Source organism: Kocuria sp. LUK (genome assembly GCF_021012935.1).
GTDB classification, from domain to species: domain Bacteria; phylum Actinomycetota; class Actinomycetes; order Actinomycetales; family Micrococcaceae; genus Kocuria; species Kocuria flava.
The window spans coordinates 246,358-270,118 of sequence record NZ_JAJMZI010000005.1; the positions used below are offsets into that span (position 1 = coordinate 246,358).

At 75.4% G+C, this 23,761-nt stretch carries 24 protein-coding genes; 14 read left to right on the forward strand and 10 right to left on the reverse strand.

Going from position 1 to position 23,761, the window contains the following annotated elements; translation table 11 throughout:
• The first annotated feature begins 32 nt into the window (after positions 1–32).
• The 5 genes from LQU92_RS11085 to LQU92_RS11105 all read left to right on the forward strand — a co-directional run bounded on the left by LQU92_RS11085 (position 33) and on the right by LQU92_RS11105 (position 5,274).
• The gene (locus tag LQU92_RS11085) at positions 33–1,367 is read left to right on the forward strand and encodes a glutamyl-tRNA reductase (RefSeq protein ID WP_230780741.1); all 1,335 of its coding nucleotides are present in this window, start codon (positions 33–35) and stop codon (positions 1,365–1,367) included.
• A 41-nt stretch (positions 1,368–1,408) separates the two neighbouring features.
• Positions 1,409–2,029, forward strand: a complete 621-nt coding sequence (locus tag LQU92_RS11090) for a TetR/AcrR family transcriptional regulator (protein ID WP_101852006.1) — start codon at positions 1,409–1,411, stop codon at positions 2,027–2,029.
• A 55-nt stretch (positions 2,030–2,084) separates the two neighbouring features.
• Entirely contained in the window at positions 2,085–2,321 is a 237-nt protein-coding gene (locus LQU92_RS11095) for a DUF3107 domain-containing protein (RefSeq protein ID WP_058859244.1), read from the forward strand.
• A gap of 350 nt (positions 2,322–2,671) precedes the next feature.
• Positions 2,672–4,420 carry a DEAD/DEAH box helicase gene (locus LQU92_RS11100; protein WP_374229694.1) on the forward strand — a complete coding sequence of 583 codons (1,749 nt, stop codon included), beginning with the start codon at positions 2,672–2,674 and terminating at the stop codon, positions 4,418–4,420.
• Positions 4,417–5,274, forward strand: coding sequence for a site-specific DNA-methyltransferase (locus LQU92_RS11105; protein ID WP_058859245.1), 858 nt, complete (start codon positions 4,417–4,419; stop codon positions 5,272–5,274). The genes LQU92_RS11100 and LQU92_RS11105 overlap by 4 nt, the downstream gene beginning before the upstream one ends.
• Positions 5,275–5,459: 185 nt before the next feature.
• On the opposite strand, the gene LQU92_RS11110 is transcribed toward LQU92_RS11105, so the two are convergent.
• The 3 genes from LQU92_RS11110 to LQU92_RS11120 all read right to left on the reverse strand — a co-directional run bounded on the left by LQU92_RS11110 (position 5,460) and on the right by LQU92_RS11120 (position 8,493).
• Positions 5,460–5,591 (reverse strand): putative transporter small subunit, encoded by a 132-nt coding sequence (locus LQU92_RS11110; RefSeq protein WP_219588420.1) that lies wholly within the window; start codon positions 5,589–5,591, stop codon positions 5,460–5,462.
• 23 nt (positions 5,592–5,614) lie between these two features.
• The gene (locus LQU92_RS11115) at positions 5,615–7,312 is read right to left on the reverse strand and encodes a sodium:solute symporter family protein (protein WP_230780743.1); all 1,698 of its coding nucleotides are present in this window, start codon (positions 7,310–7,312) and stop codon (positions 5,615–5,617) included.
• A 329-nt stretch (positions 7,313–7,641) separates the two neighbouring features.
• Positions 7,642–8,493 carry a PHP domain-containing protein gene (locus tag LQU92_RS11120; protein ID WP_230780745.1) on the reverse strand — a complete coding sequence of 284 codons (852 nt, stop codon included), beginning with the start codon at positions 8,491–8,493 and terminating at the stop codon, positions 7,642–7,644.
• A 99-nt stretch (positions 8,494–8,592) separates the two neighbouring features.
• On the opposite strand from LQU92_RS11120, the gene LQU92_RS11125 reads away from it, so the two are divergent.
• Positions 8,593–10,167, forward strand: a complete 1,575-nt coding sequence (locus LQU92_RS11125) for an aminopeptidase P family protein (RefSeq protein ID WP_230780747.1) — start codon at positions 8,593–8,595, stop codon at positions 10,165–10,167.
• A 136-nt stretch (positions 10,168–10,303) separates the two neighbouring features.
• Here LQU92_RS11125 and LQU92_RS11130 read toward each other — a convergent pair whose 3' ends face one another.
• Complete coding sequence (locus LQU92_RS11130) at positions 10,304–11,326, reverse strand: general stress protein (RefSeq protein WP_230780748.1); 1,023 nt, start codon at positions 11,324–11,326, stop codon at positions 10,304–10,306.
• 109 nt (positions 11,327–11,435) lie between these two features.
• Here LQU92_RS11130 and LQU92_RS11135 point away from each other — a divergent pair, with 109 nt between their 5' ends.
• Genes LQU92_RS11135 through LQU92_RS11145 form a run of 3 tightly spaced genes read left to right on the forward strand, consistent with a single transcriptional unit; the run spans position 11,436 to position 14,500 of the window.
• On the forward strand, positions 11,436–12,734 hold the full coding sequence (locus tag LQU92_RS11135; protein WP_230780750.1) for a magnesium transporter MgtE N-terminal domain-containing protein: 1,299 nt from the start codon (positions 11,436–11,438) through the stop codon (positions 12,732–12,734).
• A complete protein-coding gene (locus tag LQU92_RS11140) occupies positions 12,727–13,314 on the forward strand; it encodes a DUF1003 domain-containing protein (protein ID WP_230780752.1) in 588 nt (195 codons plus the stop codon). Before LQU92_RS11135 ends, LQU92_RS11140 begins: the two co-directional genes overlap by 8 nt.
• Positions 13,315–13,360: 46 nt before the next feature.
• Positions 13,361–14,500: an Mrp/NBP35 family ATP-binding protein gene (locus tag LQU92_RS11145; protein WP_230780854.1), complete on the forward strand. Its 1,140-nt coding sequence runs from the start codon at positions 13,361–13,363 to the stop codon at positions 14,498–14,500.
• Positions 14,501–14,542: 42 nt separating this feature from the next.
• Here LQU92_RS11145 and LQU92_RS11150 read toward each other — a convergent pair whose 3' ends face one another.
• Together LQU92_RS11150 and LQU92_RS11155 are read right to left on the reverse strand one after the other, a co-directional pair.
• Positions 14,543–14,893: a Sec-independent protein translocase TatB gene (locus LQU92_RS11150; protein ID WP_230780754.1), complete on the reverse strand. Its 351-nt coding sequence runs from the start codon at positions 14,891–14,893 to the stop codon at positions 14,543–14,545.
• A 34-nt stretch (positions 14,894–14,927) separates the two neighbouring features.
• On the reverse strand, positions 14,928–15,611 hold the full coding sequence (locus LQU92_RS11155) for a hypothetical protein (RefSeq protein WP_230780755.1): 684 nt from the start codon (positions 15,609–15,611) through the stop codon (positions 14,928–14,930).
• Positions 15,612–15,880: 269 nt separating this feature from the next.
• Between LQU92_RS11155 and LQU92_RS11160 the strand changes: the two genes are divergently transcribed.
• The gene (locus LQU92_RS11160; protein ID WP_058859945.1) at positions 15,881–16,513 is read left to right on the forward strand and encodes an O-methyltransferase; all 633 of its coding nucleotides are present in this window, start codon (positions 15,881–15,883) and stop codon (positions 16,511–16,513) included.
• A gap of 249 nt (positions 16,514–16,762) precedes the next feature.
• Here LQU92_RS11160 and LQU92_RS11165 read toward each other — a convergent pair whose 3' ends face one another.
• The 3 genes from LQU92_RS11165 to LQU92_RS11175 form a co-directional block, all read right to left on the reverse strand.
• A complete protein-coding gene (locus LQU92_RS11165) occupies positions 16,763–16,930 on the reverse strand; it encodes a DUF3117 domain-containing protein (protein ID WP_083529460.1) in 168 nt (55 codons plus the stop codon).
• Positions 16,931–17,152: 222 nt separating this feature from the next.
• Complete coding sequence (locus LQU92_RS11170; protein ID WP_230780757.1) at positions 17,153–18,475, reverse strand: hypothetical protein; 1,323 nt, start codon at positions 18,473–18,475, stop codon at positions 17,153–17,155.
• Positions 18,472–18,759: a DivIVA domain-containing protein gene (locus tag LQU92_RS11175; RefSeq protein ID WP_101851998.1), complete on the reverse strand. Its 288-nt coding sequence runs from the start codon at positions 18,757–18,759 to the stop codon at positions 18,472–18,474. Before LQU92_RS11175 ends, LQU92_RS11170 begins: the two co-directional genes overlap by 4 nt.
• 117 nt (positions 18,760–18,876) lie before the next feature.
• Between LQU92_RS11175 and LQU92_RS11180 the strand changes: the two genes are divergently transcribed.
• From LQU92_RS11180 to LQU92_RS11195, 4 genes are all read left to right on the forward strand, one after another.
• Positions 18,877–19,665 carry an amino acid ABC transporter ATP-binding protein gene (locus tag LQU92_RS11180; RefSeq protein ID WP_230780759.1) on the forward strand — a complete coding sequence of 263 codons (789 nt, stop codon included), beginning with the start codon at positions 18,877–18,879 and terminating at the stop codon, positions 19,663–19,665.
• Positions 19,666–19,731: 66 nt separating this feature from the next.
• Positions 19,732–20,586 (forward strand): glutamate ABC transporter substrate-binding protein, encoded by an 855-nt coding sequence (locus tag LQU92_RS11185; protein ID WP_230780761.1) that lies wholly within the window; start codon positions 19,732–19,734, stop codon positions 20,584–20,586.
• A 172-nt stretch (positions 20,587–20,758) separates the two neighbouring features.
• Positions 20,759–21,445 (forward strand): amino acid ABC transporter permease, encoded by a 687-nt coding sequence (locus tag LQU92_RS11190; protein WP_101851996.1) that lies wholly within the window; start codon positions 20,759–20,761, stop codon positions 21,443–21,445.
• On the forward strand, positions 21,445–22,323 hold the full coding sequence (locus LQU92_RS11195) for an amino acid ABC transporter permease (protein WP_230780762.1): 879 nt from the start codon (positions 21,445–21,447) through the stop codon (positions 22,321–22,323). The genes LQU92_RS11190 and LQU92_RS11195 overlap by 1 nt, the downstream gene beginning before the upstream one ends.
• 212 nt (positions 22,324–22,535) lie before the next feature.
• Here LQU92_RS11195 and dapE read toward each other — a convergent pair whose 3' ends face one another.
• Complete coding sequence (gene dapE / locus LQU92_RS11200) at positions 22,536–23,657, reverse strand: succinyl-diaminopimelate desuccinylase (RefSeq protein ID WP_230780764.1); 1,122 nt, start codon at positions 23,655–23,657, stop codon at positions 22,536–22,538.
• Positions 23,658–23,761 lie beyond the last annotated feature (104 nt).

Sequence of the window (23,761 nt, forward strand, 5' to 3'; positions counted from 1 at the left end):
CCGGAGCGGTGACCGTCTAGTATGAATGGACTGTGGTCCTCTTCGCTCTCGTCGCCTCCCACCAGAACGTCGATCTGAACACCGTTGCGCGTCTCAGCACCGGTGCGCTGGGGCTGTCCGAGGACATGGTCCGGAACGGCCGGCTGCGCGGCGCCGTGACCCTGTCCACGTGCAACCGCCTCGAGCTCTACGGCGAGCTCGAGCCCTCCCCCGGCGCGTCGGCCCCCGACGCCGTGGCGGACGTGCGCGCCGCGCTGGCCGAGCAGATCGGCGCCCGCTCGGGGCTCGACCCCGAGTTCGTCGCCGACGTCCTCGTGCCCCGCACGGACGCGGAGGCCGCCCGCCACCTGTTCACGGTCGTCTCCGGGCTGGAGTCGGCCGTGGTCGGCGAGCGCGAGATCACCGGCCAGGTGCGGCGGGCGCTCAACGAGGCGCGCACCGCGGGCACCGTCTCGGGCAACCTCGTGCGGCTGTTCGAGGGCGCGGCCCGCACGGCCCGGAAGGTCGGCGCCCAGACCACCCTCGGCGAGCGCGGCCGCTCGATCGTCTCCGTGGCCCTGGACCTCGCCGACGACGTCACGGCCGGCACGTGGGCGGGCCGGCGGGCCCTGGTCTTCGGCACCGGCGCCTACGCCGGGGCCACCATGGCGGCGCTGCGCGACCGCGGGTGCGCCGACATCGAGGTCTGGTCCGGTTCCGGGCGCGCCGTGCCCTTCACGGAGAACCGCGGCGGGACCCCCGTGCCGGAGGACGGGCTGGCGGAGGCCCTCGAGCGGGCCGACGTCGTGATCGGCTGCAGCGGCGGTGCGGCGCCGATGGGCGCCTCCGCGTTCCCGCCGGGACCGCGCACGGTCGTGGACCTGGCCCTGACCCGCGACTTCGACCCGGCCGTGGCGGACCTGCCCGGTGTGGAGCTGATCTCCCTCGAGTCCGTGCGCGTGGCCGCCCCGGAGGAGACCCGCGAGTCGGTCGAGGCCGCCACCGGCATCGTGGAGCGCGCCGCCCAGGAGTTCGCCGCCGACCAGAGCGGCCGGGACATGGACGCCGCGATCGTGGCCCTGCGCCGGCACACCATGGCCGTCCTGGACGCCGAGCTCGAGAAGGTCACCGCCCACCACGGCTGCACCGCGGCCAAGGAGCAGATCGAGCTGGCGATGCGCCGCATGGTCCGCTCCCTGCTGCACACCCCGACCGTGCGCGCCCGGGAGCTCGCCGCCCAGGGCCGCCAGGACGAGTACATCACCGGCCTCGAGGCCCTCTACGGCATCGAGGTGCCGGCCTCCCCCGCCGGGGACGCCGCACCGGCGCCCGCGCCCGCCCCGCCGGCGGCCGCGCAGATCGACCGCCGGCCGCAGGCCGCCGGGTAGGCACCCACGTCGCACGGCCCCGGCCGGCTGAGGAGGAACGGTTGACCAACGAGACCAGGAGAGGCCGCCCGGCGCGCCTGCCGCGGGAGGCCCGGCGGCGCCAGCTGCTGGAGACCGCCCTGACCGTGTTCTCCGCCAACGGCTACCACGGGTCGTCGATGGACGACATCGCCGACGCCGCGCAGGTGAGCAAGCCGGTGCTCTACCAGCACTTCCCGGGCAAGCGGGAGCTCTACCTCGCGCTCGTCGACCACCACCTCGGGGAGCTCTCCGCCGCCCTCGTGGCCGCGCTGCGCGGCAGCGAGGTCAACCGTGAGCGCGTGGAGTCGATGCTGGACGTCTACTTCGGCTACGTGGAGGCCAACCCGGAGGCGCACCGGCTGATCTTCGAGTCGGACCTGCTGGCGGACCCCGAGGTGGCGGAGCGCTTCGAGCGCTTCCACGGGGCCGTCGCGGAGGCCATCGCCGCGGTGCTGGGGCCGAACGCGGGGCTCAGCCGCCCCCACGCCGTGCTCGTCGCCCGCTCCCTGACCGGGATGGCGCAGACCGCGGCGGTGCACTGGAACCGCAACCCGGACACCGGCGGCCGGGCCGAGGCCCAGCGCCAGATCTTCCGTTTAGCTTGGGGCGGAATCTCCGTCATCGACGAGGACTGGGAGTAGCCGCTCCCTAGACTGGCGGCGACCGCACGCCCCAGTCCCCGCCCCAGGAGGAACCATGGAAATCAAGATCGGTGTCCAGCACGTCGCCCGGGAGATCGTCGTCGAGTCCGACCTCCAGGCGCAGGAGGCCGTGGAGCTCGTCAACGCCGCCATCTCCTCCGGCTCGCCGCTGGTCCTGACCGACACCAAGGGCAACACCACGGTGGTCCCGGCCGCCGTGATCGGCTACGCCTCCGTGGGCGCCGAGCAGAAGCGCCCGGTGGGCTTCATGCCCTTCACCAAGGACGACTGAGACCGGCCGGGGCCGGTGGCCGTCGTCCCGCCGGGGCGCCCCGCCCGGTGCACCGCGCCCGCCGCACGGTGCACCGGGCTACACTGGTGAGCGCACTGGATGACCGGTCGTACCCGCACAACTGAACTCCCGACCTGCTTCTCTCCCGCCCCGCGACCCGCGGCAGGCCCCACGGCCGCCGCACGGGACCGGGGCCGGGCCCCGCCCCACGGCGGCGTCCGGCCGAGGCGGCGCCCGTTCACGATCGGCTTCCCCCACCGCACGCCCCTGCCGCCGCCCGGCGGCCCGGCGGCCCCGCCACGGCGGCGCGCCGCGGGGCGGGCGTGCCCGAACCGTAAGGAACCGAGACCGTGACCGACCACCTCACCGACACCGCCGCCGACGCGGCCGGCCCCGACGACGCCGTGGCGGCGGAGCCCGCCGCCACCGTCGAGGACCTCGACACCGCGGGCACCGTGGCCGACGCCGGCACCGGCCCCGAGCCGCTGCCCGAGACCTTCGGGGACTTCGGGGTGCGCCAGGAGATCGTCGACGCCCTCGCCGCCGAGGGCATCGTCCACCCCTTCCCGATCCAGGCGATGACGCTGCCCGTCGCCCTGTCCGGCCAGGACATCATCGGCCAGGCCAAGACCGGCACCGGCAAGACCCTGGGCTTCGGCATCCCCGTGGTCCAGCGCGTCACCGGCCGCGGGGACGCCGGCTGGGCGGGGCTGAAGAAGCCCGGCGCCCCGCAGGCCCTGATCGTGGTGCCGACCCGCGAGCTGGCCGTCCAGGTGGGCCAGGACCTCGCCGCCGCGGCCCGGATCCGCGACGCCCGCGTGGCCACGATCTACGGCGGGCGCGCCTACGAGCCGCAGATCGAGGAGCTCCAGCGCGGCGTCGAGGTCGTCGTCGGCACCCCGGGCCGGCTCATCGACCTGAACCGCCAGCGCCACCTGGACCTCTCCGCGGTGCGCGCCGTCGTCCTCGACGAGGCCGACGAGATGCTCGACCTGGGCTTCCTGCCCGACGTCGAGAAGCTGCTGGCCGCCGTGCCCGAGGTCCGCCAGACCATGCTGTTCTCGGCGACCATGCCCGGGCCGGTCGTCGCGATGGCCCGCCGGTACATGACCAAGCCGATGCACATCCGGGCCTCCTCCCCCGACGAGGGCGCCACGAAGAAGGACATCCGCCAGGTCGTCTACCGCGCCCACCACCTCGACAAGGACGAGGTCGTCGCCCGCATCCTGCAGGCCGAGGGCCGCGGGCGGACCATCGTGTTCACCAAGACGAAGCGGGCCGCCGCCAAGCTGGCGGACGAGCTGATCGGCCGCGGCTTCGCCGCGGCCCCGCTGCACGGCGACCTCGGCCAGGGCGCCCGGGAGCAGGCGCTGCGGGCCTTCCGCAACAACAAGGTCGACGTGCTGGTGGCCACGGACGTCGCCGCGCGCGGCATCGACGTCGAGGACGTCACCCACGTCATCAACTTCCAGTGCCCCGAGGACGAGAAGACCTACCTGCACCGCACCGGGCGCACGGGCCGCGCCGGCAACAAGGGCACCGCGATCACGTTCGTGGACTGGGACGACGTCCCGCGCTGGCGGCTGATCGACAAGGCGCTCGAGCTGGGCGTGCCCGAGCCCGTGGAGACCTACTCCTCCTCCGAGCACCTGTACACGGACCTGGACATCCCCCGCGGCACCAAGGGCCGGCTGCCGCGGTCCAAGCGCACGCACGCCGGCCTCGACGCCGAGGTGCTCGAGGACCTCGGGGAGCCCGGGGGCCGGGGCGGTCCCGCGGGCGGGCGCGGCGGCTCCCGCGGCGGCCGGGACGAGCCCCGCGGCGGCGGGCGCGGCGCCCGGGACGGATCCCGCGGCGGCGGGCGCGACCGGTCCGGCGGTGAGCGGCGCCGGGAGGACCGGCGCGGTGCCGGCGCGCCGTCCGGCCGGGAGGGCGCGCCGGAGCGGACCGGGGACGGCCCCGCCCGGGAGACCACCGTGGAGCGCACCGGCGAGGGCTCGACCCGCCGCCGGCGCCGCCGCCGCGGCGGGCGCAGCGGGTCGGGTGCGCCGCAGGGCGGCGGGGACGCCGCGCCGCAGGGCGGTGCCGCCGCCGAGTGACGTCCTTCGTCTTCGACGCCGAGGGCCCCGACTCGGTGGTCGCCGCGGAGAACCTGGAGCTCCTGCGGCGGCTGCCCGGCGGGGCCTTCCGCATGATCTACGTCGACCCGCCCTTCAACACCGGGCGCACGCGGCGCCGCCGCGAGGCGACCATGACACCGGTGGCCCCGGGCGAGGGCGACCGCACGGGCTTCGCGGGCCGGTCCTACGCGACCGCCCTCGGGGCCGTGCGCAGCTACGACGACGCGTTCGCCGACTACTGGGGCTTCCTCGAGCCGCGGCTGCGGGAGGCCTGGCGGGTGCTCGCCGCGGACGGCACGCTCTACGTGCACCTGGACTACCGCGAGGTGCACTACGCCAAGGTGATGCTGGACGCGATCTTCGGGCGGGAGTGCTTCCTCAACGAGATCATCTGGGCCTACGACTACGGCGGGCGCTCCCGACGGCGCTGGCCCGCCAAGCACGACAACGTGCTCGTCTACGTCAAGGACCCGCGGTGCTACTACTTCGACAGCGCGGAGGTCGACCGGGAGCCGTACATGGCCCCCGGGCTGGTCACCCCGGAGAAGGCGGCGCTGGGCAAGCTGCCCACGGACGTGTGGTGGCACACCATCGTCTCCCCCACGGGCCGGGAGAAGACCGGCTACCCGACGCAGAAGCCCGTGGGGCTGGTGCGGCGGATGGTCGCGGCCAGCTCGGCCCCGGGCGACTGGGTCCTGGACTTCTTCGCCGGGTCCGGGACCCTGGGCGCCGCGGCGCAGCAGCTGGGCCGGCGGTTCGTGTGCGTGGACCGCAACCCGGAGGCCGTGGAGGTGATGCGCGCCCGGCTGCCGGGCGCGGTCGTGCACGGCTGAGCGCCGCCGACGGCGCACGGACGCGGGCCCCGACCGCCGCAGCGATCGGGGCCCGCATCGGTGCTCCGGGCCTCGGCCCGGACGAGGTCGCGGCCCGGGTGCCGGGCCCCGGCCCGGACGGGGTCGCGGCCCGGGCGCCGGGCCCCGGCTCGGACGAGGTCGCGGCCCGGGCGCCGGGCCCCGGCTCAGACGAGGTCGCGGCCCTGGCGCCGGGCCTCGGCGGCCTCCTTGCCGAAGGCGGTGCACAGCACGGCCAGGACGCCGGCGACGACCAGCGGCCAGACCAGGACGTAGACGGTCAGCAGGAACGGGGTCATGGGATCTCCTCTCGGGACGGGGGTCAGCGCTCGGCGCGGGCGGCGGCGGCCAGGGAGGCGTCGTCGTCGTCGCCCGCACCCGGGTCGGTGAAGTCGCCGGTGCGGCGGCGGATCTCGGCGAAGTCGAAGTCCTGCCCGCTGCGCACGGACATCGCCCAGCACACGAGCGTGCTCACCGCGTAGGCGACGAGCGAGCCGGTGAGCGCCTCGTAGTCGCGCAGGAAACCGAGCACGAACGGGGCGGCGGCGAGGGCGGCCACGGTGCCGATCACCAGGGCGGGGCGCAGGCCCGTGAAGCCGAAGACCATCAGTCCCAGCACCACGCCCACGCCGACCACGGCGAGGACCTCGACGAGCAGCGGCAGCAGGCCCGCGTCGGGGACCGCGCCGAAGCGCACGGGCAGGAAGACGGCGAGCGCGGCGAGCACCGAGACGGTGAACGCGCGGTTCGTGACCCGGCCCCAGTAGAAGCTGGCGATCACGGGGAAGACGAGGGCGCCCCACAGCGCGCCCACGAACACGAGCAGGTCGAGGATGTCCAGCCGCAGGCTGGCGAACACGACGGCGACGGCGGTCGCCACGACCATGGTCAGCCGGCCGACGAGCAGCATCGTCCTCGGGTCGACGCGCCGGCCGCGGCCGCGCAGGCTCTGCCCGTAGACGTCGGTCATCACGATCGAGGACAGGGCGGAGAGGTCGGAGTCGGCGGTGGAGGACAGCGAGCCGATGATCATCACGAAGAACACGGCCAGCAGGACACCGGGCAGGTAGCTCGCGGCGACCTGCGGGAGCAGGTTGTTGGTCTCGCCGCCGGAGGGGTCGATGCCCGCGTACAGGGCGAGCACCCCGATCATGCCCATGCCGATGACGGTGGCGCCGTAGCCGATCGTCGCGGTGACGAACGTCGGGCGGATCAGGTCCTCGCGCACGGCGAAGAGGCGCTGGGCGATGGTCTGGTTGCCGATCGCGTAGGCCAGCACCGCGGCGATGTAGGGGGCACCCTGCTCGAGGAACGCCTCGGAGGAGAAGAAGTCGGCCTGCTGGGGCGTGACGTTGACCGCGCCCTCGGTGAACAGGGCGGGTCCGCCGAGGACGAGGAACAGCGCGGGCACGAGGACGACGACGGCGCCGAGCATCGCGACGACCTGGGCGAAGTCCGTCAGCACGGAGGCCCGGAACCCGGACCACAGCGTGTAGAGCAGCACGCCGGCGGCGATGATCACGACGCCCTGCACGAACCCGAACGGGGAGAGCATCGAGATGAGCGCCCCGCCGGCGATGAAGTTGGACATCAGGCTGATCACACTGCCGACCACGTTGGAGCCGGCGAGCATCAGCTGGCTCGAGCGGCCGTGGCGGGCGTGCATGACCTCGGCCAGGGTGTGGGCGTGCGGGGCGACGGCGCGGATCCGCCGGCCGAAGGGGTAGATGAACAGGATCATCAGCGCGCCCCACAGGCCGTAGTGGATCGGGCCGGAGACGCCGTAGGTGTAGCCGGAGGTGACCGAGGCGTACATGGAGGACGCCCAGATCCAGGTGGCGGTCATCGAGGCGGCGGAGACGCCGAAGCCGATGCCGTGGCCGGCGGTCATGTAGCTGTCGGCGTTCTCCTTGCGGCGGCCGATGCGCGTGGACATGAGAAAGGTCCCCCCGAAGAAGAGCACGAGGAGACCGGTGGTGACGATCAGGCCGAAGGGCGGTTCGAGCTGTGCGGGCGGCATGCAGGTCCTTTCGTCGGGCGGAGCGCGTCCCCGCGAGGGGGCGCGGCGCGGTGCTGGGAGCCCTCCGGGGCCGCGCCGGCGGCGGTGGCGCGCGCCGGGGCCCGGGGTCGAGGGGGCAGTCGAGCCGACCGTAGCACCGGGCCGTGCCGGGCCCAGGGCCCGTGCACGGCGCTCCCAGCTCGCTCCCGGCCCGTCGTGGCAGGGAAGGAGGCGGTTCGGCAGCGCCCGCAGGATGTGAGGAAGTTCACGCCGGAGGGACCCGTCCGGGCGTTCCGGGCGGGTTTCCGGCCGTGGTAGTGGGGTCGCCGCGGAGCCCTCCCGGGGCCTGCTCAGGGGTGGCGGATGCGGGTGCCCGAGACGGCCTGCTCCTCGATGCGCACCAGCGACTGCACCGAGGTGAGGTTCTCGCCGAGCCGGTTGGGCTTGCCGGTGCCGTGGTAGTCGCTGGAGCCGGTGACCACGAGGTCTTGCTCGGAGGCCATGCGCACGAGCCGGGCCCGGGCGTCGTCGGGGTTGTCCCGGTGGGCGACCTCGAGGCCGCCGAGGCCGGCGTCGATCATCGCCTCGAAGACCTCCGGCCCGACCACGCGCCCCCGGGCGGCGGCCAGCGGGTGGGCGAAGACGGGCACGCCCCCCGCGGCCCGCACGAGCCGCACGGCCCGTACGGGGTCGGGGGCGCGGTGCGGGACGTAGTAGCGGGAGCGGCTGTGGAGCACGGAGGCGAAGGCCGCGGAGCGGGACTCGACGACGCCGACGCTGACCAGGGCGTCGGCGATGTGGGGGCGCCCGACCGTCGCGCCCTCGTGCACGTGCTCGCGCACGGTGTCCCAGTCGATCGGGTAGTCCTCGGCGAGCAGCTCGACCATCCGCTCGGCGCGGGTCAGCCGCGAGGAGCGGCAGGACTCGAGCTCGGCCAGCAGGGAGGGCTCCGCGGGGTCGTGCAGGTAGCTGAGCAGGTGCACGGAGATGCCGTCGTCGGTGGTGCAGGAGATCTCCATGCCCGGCACGAAGCTCAGCCCCAGGGCGACGGCGGCGTCCCCGGCCTCCGTCCAGCCGGCGGTGGTGTCGTGGTCGGTGAGGGCGAACACGTCGAGGCCGGCCGCGGCGGCGGCGCGGGCCACGTCCGCCGGGGCCTCGGTGCCGTCGGACTCCGCCGAGTGGGTGTGGAGGTCGATCTTCACCCCTCCACGATACCGGTCCCGGGTGGCCCCGGGGGCCGGGGCGGGCCCGGCCCCCGGCCGCCGTGGCACCATGAGACGGAGCCGACAGGGAAAGGAACCATGACAGAGCACAGCACCGGCCCCGCCGGGACCCCGCAGCCGCTCGGGGAGCGCGTCGAGAACCGTTCGCAGCGCCCCGACTCCCCCGCCTTCCAGCAGTTCATGGCCTCGCAGTGGGCCGAGGCCGCCCCGGCCCGCACCGAGCGCCTGCCCGTCGCGGACTTCGCCGCCGCCCGGCGCCGGCGGATCTCGGAGCGCTTCCCCGGCGAGCGGCTCGTGCTGCCCGCGGGGCCGCTGAAGGTCCGCTCCAACGACACCGACTACCGGTTCCGCCCCCACTCCGCCTTCGCGCACCTGACCGGCCTCGGCGTGGACCACGAGCCCGACGCCGTGCTGGTCCTCGAGCCGGTCGAGGAGGGCGCGGGCGACGACGGCGGCCACCACGAGGCGACCCTGTACTTCCGGCCGCTGGCCGGGCGGGACTCGAAGGAGTTCTACGCCGACGCCCGGCACGGGGAGTTCTGGGTGGGGCCGCGCCCGACCCTCGAGGAGCTGCGGGCCTCCCACGGGCTGCGCGCGCAGGACCTCTCCGCGCTCGAGGTCGCGGTCACGAAGAACGCGGGCCCCACCGAGCTCGGCGGGGTGCGCGTGCGGCTCGTGCGGGAGGTCGACCTGAACGTCGACGCCCTGGTGGACACCTCGCGGATCAACACCGGGGTGGACCTGGAGTCGGCCGACGCCCTCGACGGCGAGCTCGCCGAGGCGCTCTCCGAGCTGCGCCTGGTCAAGGACGAGCACGAGGTCGCCCAGCTGCAGGAGGCCGTGGACGCGACGGTCGCCGGCTTCACGGACATCGTGCACGTGCTGCCCGCGGCCGCCGGCCACCGGCACCGCGGCGAGCGCATGGTGGAGGGCGCGTTCTTCGCCCGGGCCCGCACCGAGGGCAACGACCTGGGCTACGACACGATCGCCGCGTGCGGCAACAACGCCACGGTCCTGCACTGGATCCGCAACACGGGCGCCGTGCTCCCGGGCGAGCTGATCCTCGTCGACGCCGGGGTGGAGGCCGACTCCCTGTACACCGCCGACATCACCCGGACCCTGCCCGTCAACGGGCGCTACACGGAGGTCCAGCGCCGGATCTACCAGGCGGTGCTCGACGCGGCGGACGCGGCGTTCGAGGTCGCGGTCCCCGGCAACCGGTTCCGCGACGTGCACGCCGCCGCGATGGAGGTCCTCGCCCGGCGGCTGGAGTCGTGGGGTCTGCTGCCGGTGCCGGCGAAGGTCTCCCTCTCGCCCGAGGGCCAGCACCACCGGCGGTGGATGCCGCACGGCACCAGCCACCACCTGGGCCTGGACGTGCACGACTGCGCGCAGGCCAAGCGGGAGCTGTACCTGGACGGGGTCATCGAGGCCGGGATGGTCTTCACCATCGAGCCGGGCCTGTACTTCAAGGCCGAGGACCTCGCCGTGCCCGAGGAGTACCGGGGCATCGGCGTGCGCATCGAGGACGACGTGCTGATCACCCGGGACGGCAACGTCAACCTCTCCTCGGCGCTGCCGCGCACCCCGGACGAGGTCGAGGCCTGGATGACGGGGCTGTGGCACGCCCGCGAGGGCGCCGACCCCAGCTGACCGGCCGGTCGGCCCGGGCCGGCCGAGGGGCCGGACCGGCGGATCGGTGCCCGGCCGGAGGGCCGGGCCGAACGGAGCGGGAGGCCCGGGCCGCCGGCCCGCGGGACGGGCGCCCGCCCGGGCCCGGTGGGCCGGGTCAGCGGGGCGGGCCCGCCGCGGTGCTGCCGCCGGCCGGCGGCCCGTCCTCCCCGGAGGGCTTCTCGGCGGCGGGCGCGTCCTGGGCGCCGGCGCCGCGGGACCCCACCGTGCCCTGTCCACCGGCGCCGTCCTGTGTCCGGGGCACGCCCCGCTGCGGCAGCCGGATCCCGTACTGGGGGCGGCCGTCGGGCAGGTCCTCGAACAGTGCCGAGCGCTCCGGCGGTGCGACCGGCGCGGCCCCTCCCGACGACGTCCCGCCGGGGCTCGCCCCGCCCGGCGCCTGCCCGTTCGGCGGCGTCCCGCCGGCCGGACCGGCGCCGTAGGCCGGTCGGGGCCAGGCCTCGCCCGTCCCGCCGCCCGGGGCGCCCGGCGCCCCGGCCTCCCCGTACCGGGGCGCCGGGTGCGGGGAGCCCTGGGCCCGAGGCCCCGGGGGCGGGACGGCCTGCGTCCCCTGCTGCCACGGCGCGCCCGGCTGCCCCGGCCGGGGCCGGTCCTGCGCCCCGGCGGGGGCGCCCGGCACGGGCAGGCCGCTCAGCCCCCGCAGGCCCTGGAGCACCTGGCGGGCACGGTGGGCGACCTCGGGCGCGGCGACGACGTCGTAGGAGGTCGCGACGATCTGGTTCGTCGAGGTGAAGTCCCGCCGGCCGCGCTGCATCGCGTAGGTCACGGTCGCCAGGAGCATCCAGAAGGCCCCGCCCATGAGCACCGACACGGCCAGGGTCGGCAGCCACTGCTCCCCGCCCAGCAGCGAGAGGATCATGCCGAGGAAGGCGCCGAAGACCATGCCGTTGAGCGCGCCCTGCCCGGCGACCCGCGGATAGCTGAGCCGGCCGGTGACCTGCTCCACCGACTTCAGGTCGTTGCCGACGATCGCGACCTTGGCCACCTCGAACTGCTCGTCGGCGAGGTGGTCGACGGCCTTCTGGGCGTCGGCGTAGGTGCCGTAGCGGCCGATCACCTCCCCGCGGGGCAGGCCGCGGGAGGCGGGACCGGCGGTGGGTGCAGACCGAGGGGAGCTCATGGGCCCATTGTCCCCCACGGCCCTGGGCGCCCGCCGGGACCGGCGCGCTGCCGTGCCGCCCCGGGGCACCCCGGCCGGGTGCCGGCGGGCCGTTGAGTAGTCTTGTACGGTGAGCAGCTCCGTGAGCAGGATCTTCATCGCGCGCCTGATCGGCCTCGACGTGTTCGACCCCCTGGGCGACCGGCTGGGCCGGCTGCGCGACGTCGTCGTGCTCATGCGCCACGGCCGCCACGGCACCTCGGGCCGCCGGCCGCTGGTCGTGGGCCTCGTGGTGGAGGTCCTCGGGAAGAAGCGGGTGTTCGTCCCGATGACCCGGGTGACGAGCATCGACGCCGACCAGATCATCTGCACGGGCCTCGTGAACCTGCGCCGCTTCGAGCAGCGCGGGGCCGAGACCCTGGTCGTCGCCGAGCTCTTCGACCGCACGGTGGTGCTGCGCGACGGCTCGGGGACCGCCACGATCGAGGACATGGCCATGGAGCGCCGGCGCAACACCGGCGACTGGCTGGTGACGCAGCTGTTCGTGCGCCGCTCCGCCGCGAGCGGGGGCCTGATGCGCCGCCGCAACGAGACGCTCATCGTCGACTGGGAGGACACCGGGGACCCCTCGGCCGCGGGCCACCAGCCGGCCACGCAGTGGATCGTCTCCCACGAGGAGGAGCAGGCGGCGGACCTCGCCGACGAGATCCACGACATGTCCGACAAGCGCAAGCTCGAGATCGCCCACGAGCTGCAGGACGACCGGCTCGCGGACGTGCTCCAGGAGCTGCCCGAGGAGGACCAGGTCTTCATCCTCACGAGCATGGCCCCGGAGCGGGCGGCGGCGGTGCTCGAGGAGATGGAGCCCGACGACGCCGCGGACCTGCTCAACGAGCTGCCCGACACCGAGGCGGAGGAGCTGCTCGAGCGCATGCAGCCGGAGGACGCCGAGGACGTGCGCCGGCTGCTCGAGTACGAGGAGGGCACCGCCGGTTCGCTGATGACCCCGGTGCCGATCATCCTGCCGCCCGAGGCGACCGTCGCCGAGGCGCTCGCGCACATCCGTCAGGAGGAGCTCAGCCCCGCCGTCGCCGCCGCCGTCATGGTCGCCCGCCCGCCCCTGGAGACCCCCACCGGCAAGTACCTGGGGATGGTGCACACGCAGAAGCTGCTGCGCTTCCCGCCCTACGAGCCCATCGGCAACCTGATCGACCGCTCGCTGGAGCCCGTGGCCGACCTCGCGACGCTCCAGGACGTCGCCCGCGAGCTGGCGACCTACGACCTGACCATCATCCCCGTCGTCAACGACCACGACCGCGTGGTCGGGGCGATCACCATCGACGACGTCCTCGACGCGCTGCTGCCCGAGGACTGGCGCACCGCCGACGACGGGACCCCGATCCGGAAGGTGGGCAAGCGGTATGAGTGAGCCCCGGCGCCGCCACGGCAACGCCCTCGACCAGCCCCGCGAGCACCGCCCGGGGCTGCTGGACCGGTTCCGGCCCAACCCGGACTCCTTCGGGCGGATGACGGAGGGCTTCGCCCGGTTCATGGGCACCCCGCAGTTCCTGCTGTGGATGACGGTGTTCGTGGCCGTGTGGCTGGGCTGGAACACGCTGGCCCCCGAGTCCGCGCAGTTCGACCCGCGGGCGCTGAACTTCACCCTGCTGACCCTCATGCTCTCCCTCCAGGCCTCCTACGCCGCCCCCCTGCTGCTGCTGGCCCAGAACCGGCAGGACGACCGCGACCGGGTGACCCAGGAGGAGGACCGCCGGCGCGCCCAGCAGAACCTCGCGGACACCGAGTACCTGACCCGCGAGATCGCCGCCCTGCGGATCGCGCTGCGGGAGGTCGCGACCCGCGACTTCGTCCGCTCGGAGCTGCGCTCCGTGCTCGAGGAGATCCTCGACGCCCAGGACGAGGCACCCGTCCCCGAGGACCGCTCCGGCCGCCGCCCGGCCCGGCGCCGCTCCTCCGCCCCCGAGACCCGGGAGATCCCACGTGTCTGAGCACGCCCCCGCCCCCCGCCCCGACGACCCGCTCTCCCCCGGCGACCTGCACCCGGAGCTGCGCGCGGCGCTGGACCGGGTGCTCGACCCGGAGCTGCGCCGGCCCGTCACGGAGCTCGGGATGATCCGCGCGGCGGAGCTCGACGCCGCCGGCCGCGCCCGCGTGCACGTGCTGCTGACGATCAGCGGCTGCCCGCTGCGCGGCACCATCGAGCACGACGTCCGGGAGGCCATCGGCGCGGTGGCGGGCGTGCGCTCCGTGGACGTCGAGCTCGGCGTCATGACCCCGGAGCAGCGCGCGGCCCTCAAGCAGCGCGTCGGGCACACCCGCACGGTGCCGTTCGCGGAGCCCGGCTCGCTGACGCGGGTGCACGCGGTGACCAGCGGCAAGGGCGGCGTCGGCAAGTCGACCGTGACCGTCAACCTGGCCGCGGCGCTCGCCGCGCAGGGCCGGTCGGTCGGGATCGTCGACGCCGACGTGCACGGCTTCTCCGTCCCCGGCCTGCTGGGGGTGGGCCGCGGCCCCACGCAGGTGGAGGACATGATCCTGCCGCCGGTCGTCGAGGTCCCGGCGGAGGCGCGCACGGGCCCGCGGGCCGGTGTGCTCAAGGTCATCTCGATCGGGATGTTCGTGGACCCGCAGCAGCCGGTGGCCTGGCGCGGGCCCATGCTGCACCGCGCCGTGGAGCAGTTCCTCACCGACGTCCACTTCGGGGACCTGGACCACCTGTTCCTGGACCTGCCGCCGGGCACGGGCGACGTCGCCATCTCGGTGGCCCAGCTGCTGCCCTCCGCGGAGGTCCTGGTGGTCTCCACCCCGCAGCAGGCCGCCGTGGAGATCGCCGAGCGCTCCGGCGCGCTGGCCCTGCAGACGGAGCAGACCGTCGCCGGGGTGGTCGAGAACATGGCGGGGATGCCCCTGCCCGACGGCGGGGTGCTCGAGCTCTTCGGATCCGGCGGCGGGCAGCGGATCGCGGACTCGCTCACCGCGCGCCTGGGCCACGACGTGCCCCTGCTCGGCAGCGTGCCGCTGGACCTGGCCCTGCGCGAGGGCGGGGACACGGGGCGGCCCGTGGTGTGGTCGGCGCCGGACTCCCCTGCGGGCCGGGCCCTGCGCGCGGTCGCCGACCGGCTGGGCGCGCCCCGCGGCCTCGCGGGACGCCCGCTGGGTCTCAGCCCGCGCTGACCGGGCGACGGGTCCCTGCGCCGCGGCCGGGACGGGCGGGGCTCAGGTTGCCTCGGTGTCGAAGGGGGCGCGCTCGCCGGGGGCCAGCCGGACGACCGGGGCCCGGGGCGGGGGCGCGGACCGGGCGGGGGGTTCGTCGTCGTCCTCGAGCAGCGCCTGGCGCACGATGGTGCGGGGGTCGTACTGGCGGGGGTCGAGCTTGCGCCAGTCGACGTCGGCGAGCTCGGGGCCGAGCGTCTCCCGCAGCTCCTCGGTGGCGCCCGTGGCGTAGCGCTTGGCGCTGCGGACCAGCTGACGCAGCTTCTCCGCGTACTCCGGCAGCCGCTCCGGCCCGATGAGGAACAGGGCCAGGAGCACCAGGATGATCGCTTCGCCGCCGTTGATGCCGAGCACAGGGGAAGATTACCAGTCGGGGCGGGGCGCCCGGTCAGCCGGCCGGCTCGGGGCCGGGCCCGCCGAAGATCTCGCGCAGCCCCGTGCCGATCGTGCGCAGCACCCCCGGCTCGTCCCGGACGGGGCCCGCGACGCGGCCGCGCTCGTCCGCGACCACGAGGGCGACGACGTGGGACATGCTCGCCGGGCCGGTGTCCGCGCTGACGGTGTAGACCACGTCGTCCCCCGCCAGCACGACCCGCCAGGGCGGTCCCGGGTCGGCCCACAGGGCCACGCCGGCCACGGCGGAGGGCTGCAGGTCCCCGGCGCTCACCGGCAGGCCGGTGAGACCGTCGACGGGGTTGGCGGCGTCGACGTCTCCGCGCTGCTCGACCACCACGACGTCGGACGCACCGCGCTGCAGCTCGATGGTGACCGCGGGGCGGCCGGCGAGGCTGCCCTGCGTCATGGACCGCACCCGGTAGCCGTCCGAGGCGAGCGTGGGCAGCGTCCAGCCCTCGGCGCGCAGCCGCTCGGCGGAGGACTCGTCCGCGTGCAGGACCCCGCCGGTGCCCGTCCAGGCCGCCACGGGGGTGCGCTCGGCCGCCGGCTCCCGGAGGGCCGCGCTGCGCCCGACGACCCACCCGGAGCCGAGGAGCAGCACGAGCACCATGCTCGCGGCGGCGGCCGCCAGGGGGACGGCGAGACCGCGGCGGCGGGACCGGTGCGGTCGGGGCACGGCGGGTCTCCTTCCGGGCGGTCTCGCGGGCGGTGCGGGCGGCCTTCCCATGATCGGCGGCCAAGCTGGGTGCGCACTGGACGGCCGCCGGGGGTCCCGTGCGGGTGCCCGCTCGCACGGTCGCGTCCGGCGTCCCGCCCGGGCCGGGCGCCGCCGGTCCGGGCGGGCGCAGGGCGCGAGCGGTAGGATGACGCGCGTCCCCTCCGCCGCGGCGGCACCCGGAGGTGCAGGGCGGCACGAGCAGCAACGACGGCGACGAAGGGCGGACCATGGGCGCGGACAAGACGACGAGCTGGTCGTACGCCGAGGCGTTCGCCGCCGAGGACGAGCTCGCCTACCGCGCCCGCGAGCGCTCCCTCGCCCTGCGGATCCCGCCGGTCACCCCGGGAACGGCCGCGGCGCTCACGGTGCTGGCCGCCACGGCCCGTCCGTCGACCGTCGTGGAGGTCGGCACGGGGGCCGGGGTCTCCGGGCTGGCCCTGCTGCGCGGACTGCCGCCCACCGCCGTGCTGACGACCATCGACGCGGACATCCGGGCCCTGCGCGCGGCCCGCGAGACGTTCCGGGAGGCGGGGGTCCCGACCAACCGCACGCGCACCATCCCCGGGCGGGCGTCGCTGGTCCTGCCGCGGCTGACCGCCGGGGCCTACGACATGGTCGTGCTCGACGCCGACCCCGAGGGCACCCTGCACTACGCCGAGGAGGCCGTGCGGCTGCTGCGCCCGGGCGGGCTGCTCGTCGTCAACGACGCCCTGCACCAGGACAAGGTCGCCCAGCCCGCCAACCGCGAGGAGAACACGCGCACGATGCGCGCCGTGCACCGGCTGTTCCGCGAGGACGAGCGCTTCAGCTCCGCGCTGCTGCCGACCGGCTCCGGGCTGCTGCTGGCCGTGCGGCGCTGACGCGCCGGCCGTCCCGGCGCACCCCGGCTGCCGCCCTCCCGCGGACCGAGCCCGGGGCCGGGGCCCTGCCGGCCCCGGACCCCGGCGGCCGCGGGCGCTCCCGGCGCGCCACCGGCCGCGGACCCCGCCTCGGCCCCGCTCCGGGGCCCGCGGCGCCGTGCGCACGCCTCCGCCGGCACGGCGAGGGGCCCCGCACCGTGCTCGCGGTGCGGGGCCCCTCGCGGCACCCGGTCGGCGCCGGGTGCGGGCTCAGGCGGTGACGCCGGCCAGGCACTCCCGGAGCTCGGCGGCCTCGTCCGGCTTCAGCTCGACCACGAGCCGTCCGCCGCCCTCGAGCGGAACGCGCATGATGAGGCTGCGCCCCTCCTTGGTGACCTCCATCGGTCCGTCACCGGTTCTCGGCTTCATGGCCGCCATGTGGGAACTCCTCTTTCTCGAGTGGTGTGGCTCCCATCCTATCCGTTCCGCGCCGGGCGCCCCGGCACGGCGGCTCCCGCCCCGCCGCGCCGCGGCGCACCGGCCCCGGCACGGCGGAGGGCGGGCCGGCGTAGGCGCCGCCCGGGCAGCCGCTCGTGCGCGCCGCCCGGGCAGCCGCTCGTGCGCGCCGCCCGGGGAACCGCTCCTGTCCGGGCCGTCCGCTCAGGGCGGGTAGTCGCCGCCGCCGGGCAGCTGCCGCCAGTGCCACAGCCAGCCGACCCACACGAGCTGCAGGACGGCCCCCGCCAGCACGCACGCCACCCGGTAGGCCCGGGAGGACGAGAGCGCGGCGAGCGGCAGGGCGAGCGGGAACAGCGGCAGCAGCAGCCGGAACGTGCTGGTCTGCGGGTGCAGGAAGAGCAGCAGGTAGACCGCGTAGCACGCGATCCAGACCCGCAGGAGGAGGTCGAGACGGGCGACGACGACGCGCGCCCGCAGCACGACGGCCCCGGCCGCGACGAGCAGGACGGGCGCCAGGGCGCCGAGCAGCGGGCCGAAGAGCTCCGCACCGGTCTCGAACCACGGGCGCACCGGGTGCAGGTCCTCGCCGCGCCAGGCGGTCTCCGTGTCGGTGTAGGCGGTCGGCTCCCCGGTGGCCCACCAGGCGATCGCCGGCCACGCCAGCGCCGCCGCGCACGCGAGCACGGTCAGGCCGAACAGCCCGTCCACCGCGTCGCGCATCCTGCGCAGCCGCCCGGCCCGCGCGCGCCGGACGGTGCGCACGAGCCAGGTCAGCCCGAGCGCGGCCGCGAACGGCACGCCCGCGGGCCGGGTCAGGCACATCAGCAGCACGACGGGGGCGGCCGCGAGGTGGCGGCCCCGGAGGACGAGCAGGAGGGCCGCCGCGAGCAGCAGCAGGTGCAGTGACTCGGCGTAGGGCACCTGGAGCACGGGGGCGACAGGGGCGAAGGCCACGAAGGCCAGCCCCCACAGGGCGGTGCCGGGCGCCGCGAGGCACCGGAAGAGCCGGAGCACCAGCACGGCCGCGCCGAAGCCCGCGAGCAGCGAGACGGTGGCCGCGGTGGCGTCCCAGCCGCCACCGGTGAGGGCCATGACGGCGCGCACGAGCAGCGGGAAGACGGGGTAGAAGGCCCAGGCGTTCTCCTCCGCCCGCCCGCTCGCGTCCCGCGGCACGGCCGCGGGATAGCCCTCCCCGGCGATCCGCTCGTACCAGTCCGAGTCCCAGGTCCCCGCGAAGGCGAGGTAGCCCAGGGCGCCGTCGCCCCACGGCCCGGGTCCCTGGCGGCGCCCGACGGTGGTGTACACCGCCCAGCCCCACGCGCGGGAGGCGGCCCACACCAGCAGGGCGTGCGCCCACCACGGCAGCGCCCGCCCGCGGGCGGCGAGCGCCCGGACCGCCCGCGCGACCGGGGACGCGCCCGTCCGCCACGGCGGATCCGGGCGCCGCGCCTCGCCGCGGGAGACCGCGGCCCCTGCCCCGTGGGCGGCCCCGGGATCCTGCGGCGCGCCCGGACCGCCGCTCACCGGCCGGCGCCCGGTTCCGCCGGCGGCAGCAGCCGGGCGAGGTGCTCGAGCACGGCGTGGACCTCCGCCGGGTCGTAGCCGCGGCGGCGGACGGAGAAGGCGAGGCGCCGCAGGTCCTCGGGAGCGGGGTGCTCGGGCAGCAGGAGGGGCGCCGTGGGCGCGGGCTCCGGCCGGACGCCCCGGGGCGAGGTCCAGGCGGGCGGGCGGTCGCGGCCGAGCAGCACCACGGCGGCGACGGTGAGCACCAGCACGACGCCGGTCAGGGCGAGGAGGAGTCCGCTCATGGCCCCAGGCTATGCGCCGGGACCGGCGGCCCTCCTCCACTACGGATGAGTAAACATTTAACGCGTCCGCAACGTGGGGGGCATCACACCGGCAAATTTTCGATTATGTTCGTGCACATGCCGCACGTCACACCGCCCGCCGCCACCGATCGACCGTCCGGCGGCACCGGTGCGCCCCTCGTCCGCCTCTCGCGCGTGAACAAGCACTTCGGCGACCTGCACGTGCTCCGGGACATCGACCTGGAGGTCGCCCGCGGGGAGGTGGTCGTGGTGATCGGCCCCTCCGGGTCGGGCAAGTCGACCCTGTGCCGGGCGATCAACCGCCTCGAGCCCATCGACAGCGGCGAGATCCTGGTGGACGGCGTCCCCCTGCCCGCGGAGGGCCGCGCCCTGGCCCGGCTGCGCGCCGACGTCGGGATGGTCTTCCAGTCCTTCAACCTCTTCGCGCACAAGTCGGTGCTGCAGAACGTGACCCTCGGGCCCGTCAAGGTGCGCGGGCGCTCCGCCGCGCAGGCCCGGGAGCAGGCCATGCGACTGCTCACGCGCGTGGGGGTCGCCGACCAGGCGCAGAAGCTCCCGGCGCAGCTCTCCGGCGGGCAGCAGCAGCGGGTGGCCATCGCCCGGGCGCTGGCCATGGAGCCGAAGGTCATGCTCTTCGACGAGCCGACCTCCGCGCTCGACCCCGAGATGATCAACGAGGTCCTCGACACCATGGTCTCCCTCGCCAAGCAGGGCATGACCATGATCGTCGTCACCCACGAGATGGGCTTCGCCCGCAAGGCCGCCGACCGCGTGGTGTTCATGGCGGACGGCCAGATCGTCGAGCAGGCCGCCCCGGAGGAGTTCTTCTCGAACCCCCGCTCCGAGCGGGCGAAGGACTTCCTGGGCAAGATCCTGGGCCACTGACCACCGACCGACCCGCACGACCCGACCGACCGCCGGGCAACCGGCGCCAACCGCAAGGAGCACACTATGCGCAGCAGCAAGCCCCTCGGACTGGCCGCGATGGCCGCGGCCGCGGCCCTGACCCTCACCGCCTGCGGCGGCGGCGACAGCGGCGGGGAGGGCGGCGGGGAGAGCACCGCCGGCGGCTCCGGGGAGAGCGTCCGGATCGGCATCAAGTACGACCAGCCCGGCCTGGGCTACCGGGACGGCGACGAGTACACCGGCTTCGACGTCGACGTCGCGGAGTACGTCGCCGGGGAGCTCGGCTACTCGGAGGACCAGATCGAGTGGGTGGAGTCGCCCTCCGCCAACCGCGAGAACATGCTCGCCAACGACCAGGTGGACATGATCTTCGCGACGTACTCGATCACCGACGCCCGCAAGGAGACCGTGGACTTCGCGGGCCCCTACTTCGTGGCCGGCCAGGACCTGCTGGTGCGCGAGGACGACTCCTCGATCCAGGGACCGGAGGACCTCGAGGGCAAGAACCTGTGCTCGGTCACGGGCTCGACCTCCGCCCAGAAGGTCAAGGACGACCACCCGGGCGCGAACCTCGTCGAGCAGCCCGGCTACGCGGACTGCCTGACGGCGCTGGAGTCCGGGCAGGTGGACGCCGTGACCACGGACGACATCATCCTCGCGGGCCTGGCCTCCACCGACGCCAACCAGGGCAAGTTCAAGGTCGTGGGCAACACCTTCTCCGAGGAGCGCTACGGCGTGGGCCTGCCCAAGGGCTCCGACCGGTGCCAGGCGGTCAACGACGCCATCACCAAGATGATCGGGGAGGGCGCCTGGGAGGAGGCGGTCACCGAGAACACCGAGGGCGCCGACTACGAGTACAACCGGGAGCTCAACCCGCCCACCCCGGAGCCCTGCGCCTGATCCCGGACGGTGCGCACCGCGCCCCCGGCGGCCGGCCCTCCCGGCCGGCCGCCGGCCCGCGGTGCCACCGCCCGGCCCGCGGGAGCGACGTCCCGCGGCACCGACCCGTCCCGCCGACCGACGAAGGGCAGCCCGCCGTGACCCAGGACCCGCACGAGCTCCGGGAGCGCCCGTGAGCGAGTACCTGAACGACTTCGCGAGCCTGTTCGACCAGTACGACGTACTCGGCGCCTTCTGGGTCAACATCCGGCTCACCTTCTTCGCCGCGATCGGGTCGATGCTGCTGGGCTCCCTGGTCGCGCTGATGCGCATCTCCCCCATCGCCTCGCTGCGGCTGGTCGGCACCGGCTACGTCAACCTGTTCCGCAACACGCCGCTGACGATCATCCTGGTGTTCCTGGTCCTGGGCGTGTGGAGCCAGCTGGGCATCAACCTCTCCGAGGACTTCGCCCGCAACTTCTTCCTCTACGCCGTGGTCGGGCTGAGCCTCTACCACGCCGCCTTCGTGTGCGAGGCCATCCGCTCCGGGGTCAACACCGTGCCGGTGGGCCAGGCGGAGGCGGCCCGGGCGATCGGGCTCAGCTTCCTGCCCGCCGCCCGGCTGATCGTCTTCCCGCAGGCGCTGCGCGGGGCGATCACACCGCTGGGCAACACCCTGATCGCGCTCACCAAGAACACCACGGTCGCGGCCGCCGCCTCCGTCACGGAGATCTCCGCGCTCATGAAGACCATGATCGAGTTCCGCCCGGACGTCATCATCGCGGTCTTCCTCACCGTGGCGCTCGGCTTCGTCCTGCTCGTCGTCCCGGTGGGCCTGCTCACCACCTGGGCCTCCCGGAAACTGGCGGTGAAGCGCTGATGGCCTCCTCGACGGCACGCAACGTCCTCTTCGACGTCCAGGGGCCGCGGGCCCGGCGGACCACCCTGGTCCTCAACCTCGTGGGCGTGCTGCTCGTGGCCGCCCTCGCGTGGGTGGTCCTCGGGCGGCTGGCCGACCAGGGCCAGCTCACGGCCGAGAAGTGGGCGCCCCTGGTCACGGCCCGGACGTGGGAGAACTTCCTGCTGCCCGGGCTGTGGCAGACCCTGCGGGCGGCGCTGCTGGCCGTGGTCCTGTCGATCGCGTTCGGTCTGGTCTTCGGGCTGGGCCGGCTCTCGCAGCTGGCGCTCGTGCGCCTGGTCTCGACGGTCGTCGTCGAGTTCTTCCGGGCGGTGCCCGTGCTGGTGATGATGATCTTCTTCTACCTGGGCCTGGGCCGGGCGGACCTGGTCGAGCCCGCGAACGTGCCCTTCTGGGCGGTGGTGCTGGGCCTGATGTTCTACAACGGCTCGGTCATCGCCGAGCTCATCCGCTCCGGGGTCCACCAGCTGCCCCGCGGCCAGCGCGAGGCCGGGCTCGCGATCGGGCTCACCCCGGCCCGGTCGCTGCGGCTGATCGAGCTGCCGCAGGCCCTGACGGCGATGCTGCCCTCCCTGGTCAGCCAGTTCGTGGTGATCCTCAAGGACACCGCGCTCGGCTACATCATCACCTACCCGGAGCTGCTGGCCAGCGGGCGCCGGCTGGGCTCGGGCGACGGCAACATCCTGCAGACGCTGTTCGTGGTGGCGCTCGTCTTCGTGCTCATCAACTACCTGCTGACCCTGCTCGCGGACCGGCTCTCCCGCTTCCTCAGCTACCGCACCGCGGGCCGGACGAAGCCCGCCGAGGGCCCCGTGGCGGCCGCGGCCGCCCAGGACTGATCCCGCGGACCCGGCCGGGGCGTTGCCTGCTCCCGGGGACCGGACCGGTGCGCCCGGCGGCACGCGCCCACGGCGTCGGCGGGAGCCCGCTCGCCGTCGGGGCGGACCGGCGGAGCGGGCGGCGGATCGGCCACCGGCCACCGGCGAGCGCGCGGGCGCACGCGCGCACGGCGTCGGCGGGAGCCCGCTCGCCGTCGGCGCGGGCCGGCGCCTCAGCCGGCGAGCCAGTCGGCGAGCGCCCGGTGGCACGCGCGCACGGCGTCGGCGGGGACGTGCTCGTCGTCGGTGTGGGCGAGCAGCGCGTCCCCGGGGCCGAAGTTCACGGCGGGCACGCCCATGGCGGAGAACCGGGCGACGTCGGTCCACCCGTACTTCGGCCGCGGCTCCTGGCCGACGGCCGCGACGAAGGCAGCGGCGGCCGGCCGGTCCAGGCCGGGGCGTGCCGCCGGGGAGAGGTCGAGCACCTCGAGCTCGTGGCCCGGCAGGACCTCGCGCACGTGCTCGAGGGCCTGCTCGGGGGTCCTGTCCGGGGCGAAGCGGTAGTTGATCTCCACGGAGGCCGTGTCCGGGATGACGTTGCCGGCCACCCCGCCGGCGATCCGGATGGCGTTGAGGCCCTCCCGGTAGGCCAGGCCCTCCACCTCGACGGTGCGCGGGGTGTAGGCGGCGAGGCGGGTCAGGACGTCGGCCTGCTTGTGGACGGCGTTCTCGCCGATCCAGGACCGGCCCGAGTGCGCGGCGCGGCCCGTCGTCGTGATCCGCACGCGCAGCGTGCCGTTGCAGCCGCCCTCGACGGTGCCGTCGGTGGGCTCGAGGAGCACGGCGAAGTCGGCGGCGAGCAGCTCCGGGACGGCGCGCTCGAGCCGGCCCAGGCCGCTGGCGGCGGCCTCGACCTCCTCGTGGTCGTAGAACACGTAGGTGACGTCCCGGACGGGCTCGGTCAGGGCAGCGGCGAGGGCGAGCTGGACGGCGACGCCGCCCTTCATGTCCACGGTGCCGCGCCCGTACAGGACGTCCCGGCCGTCCACCACGGCCCGGGCGGAGGGCACGGTCCCGCGGGCCCCGGGCACGGTGGGCAGCGGGACGGTGTCGAGGTGCCCGGCGAGCACGACGCGCTCCGGGCGGCCGAGCTCGGTGCGGGCGACCACGGCGTCGCCGTCCCGGTGCACGCGCAGGTGCGGCAGCCGGCGCAGGGCGGCCTCGACGGCGTCGGCGATGCGGGCCTCGTCGCCGGAGACGGAGGGGATGTCCACGAGGGCGGCGGTGAGCTCGGCCGGGTCGGCGGTGAGGTCGAGCACGGGCACGGCGGCGGGGGCTGCGTCGGGGGCGGTCATGGCGCCCAGCCTACCGGCGCCCGCGCCCGCGCGGCCGGGCTCCTCCGTCCGCCCTGCACCGCTCCCGCGGGCGTCCGGACGGGGCCGGCGGGCATCCTAGGATG

Coding starts and splice junctions, on each gene's coding strand:
- LQU92_RS11130 (WP_230780748.1), bottom strand. CDS start 11,326: ATGAGCTCCCCTCGGTCTGCACCCACCGCCGGTCCCGCCTCCCGCGGC.
- dapE (WP_230780764.1), bottom strand. CDS start 23,657: ATGACCGCCCCCGACGCAGCCCCCGCCGCCGTGCCCGTGCTCGACCTC.
- LQU92_RS11110 (WP_219588420.1), bottom strand. CDS start 5,591: ATGACCCCGTTCCTGCTGACCGTCTACGTCCTGGTCTGGCCGCTGGTC.
- LQU92_RS11095 (WP_058859244.1), top strand. CDS start 2,085: ATGGAAATCAAGATCGGTGTCCAGCACGTCGCCCGGGAGATCGTCGTC.
- LQU92_RS11125 (WP_230780747.1), top strand. CDS start 8,593: ATGACAGAGCACAGCACCGGCCCCGCCGGGACCCCGCAGCCGCTCGGG.
- LQU92_RS11185 (WP_230780761.1), top strand. CDS start 19,732: ATGCGCAGCAGCAAGCCCCTCGGACTGGCCGCGATGGCCGCGGCCGCG.
- LQU92_RS11195 (WP_230780762.1), top strand. CDS start 21,445: ATGGCCTCCTCGACGGCACGCAACGTCCTCTTCGACGTCCAGGGGCCG.
- LQU92_RS11140 (WP_230780752.1), top strand. CDS start 12,727: ATGAGTGAGCCCCGGCGCCGCCACGGCAACGCCCTCGACCAGCCCCGC.
- LQU92_RS11165 (WP_083529460.1), bottom strand. CDS start 16,930: ATGGCGGCCATGAAGCCGAGAACCGGTGACGGACCGATGGAGGTCACC.
- LQU92_RS11180 (WP_230780759.1), top strand. CDS start 18,877: ATGCCGCACGTCACACCGCCCGCCGCCACCGATCGACCGTCCGGCGGC.
- LQU92_RS11160 (WP_058859945.1), top strand. CDS start 15,881: ATGGGCGCGGACAAGACGACGAGCTGGTCGTACGCCGAGGCGTTCGCC.
- LQU92_RS11115 (WP_230780743.1), bottom strand. CDS start 7,312: ATGCCGCCCGCACAGCTCGAACCGCCCTTCGGCCTGATCGTCACCACC.
- LQU92_RS11175 (WP_101851998.1), bottom strand. CDS start 18,759: ATGAGCGGACTCCTCCTCGCCCTGACCGGCGTCGTGCTGGTGCTCACC.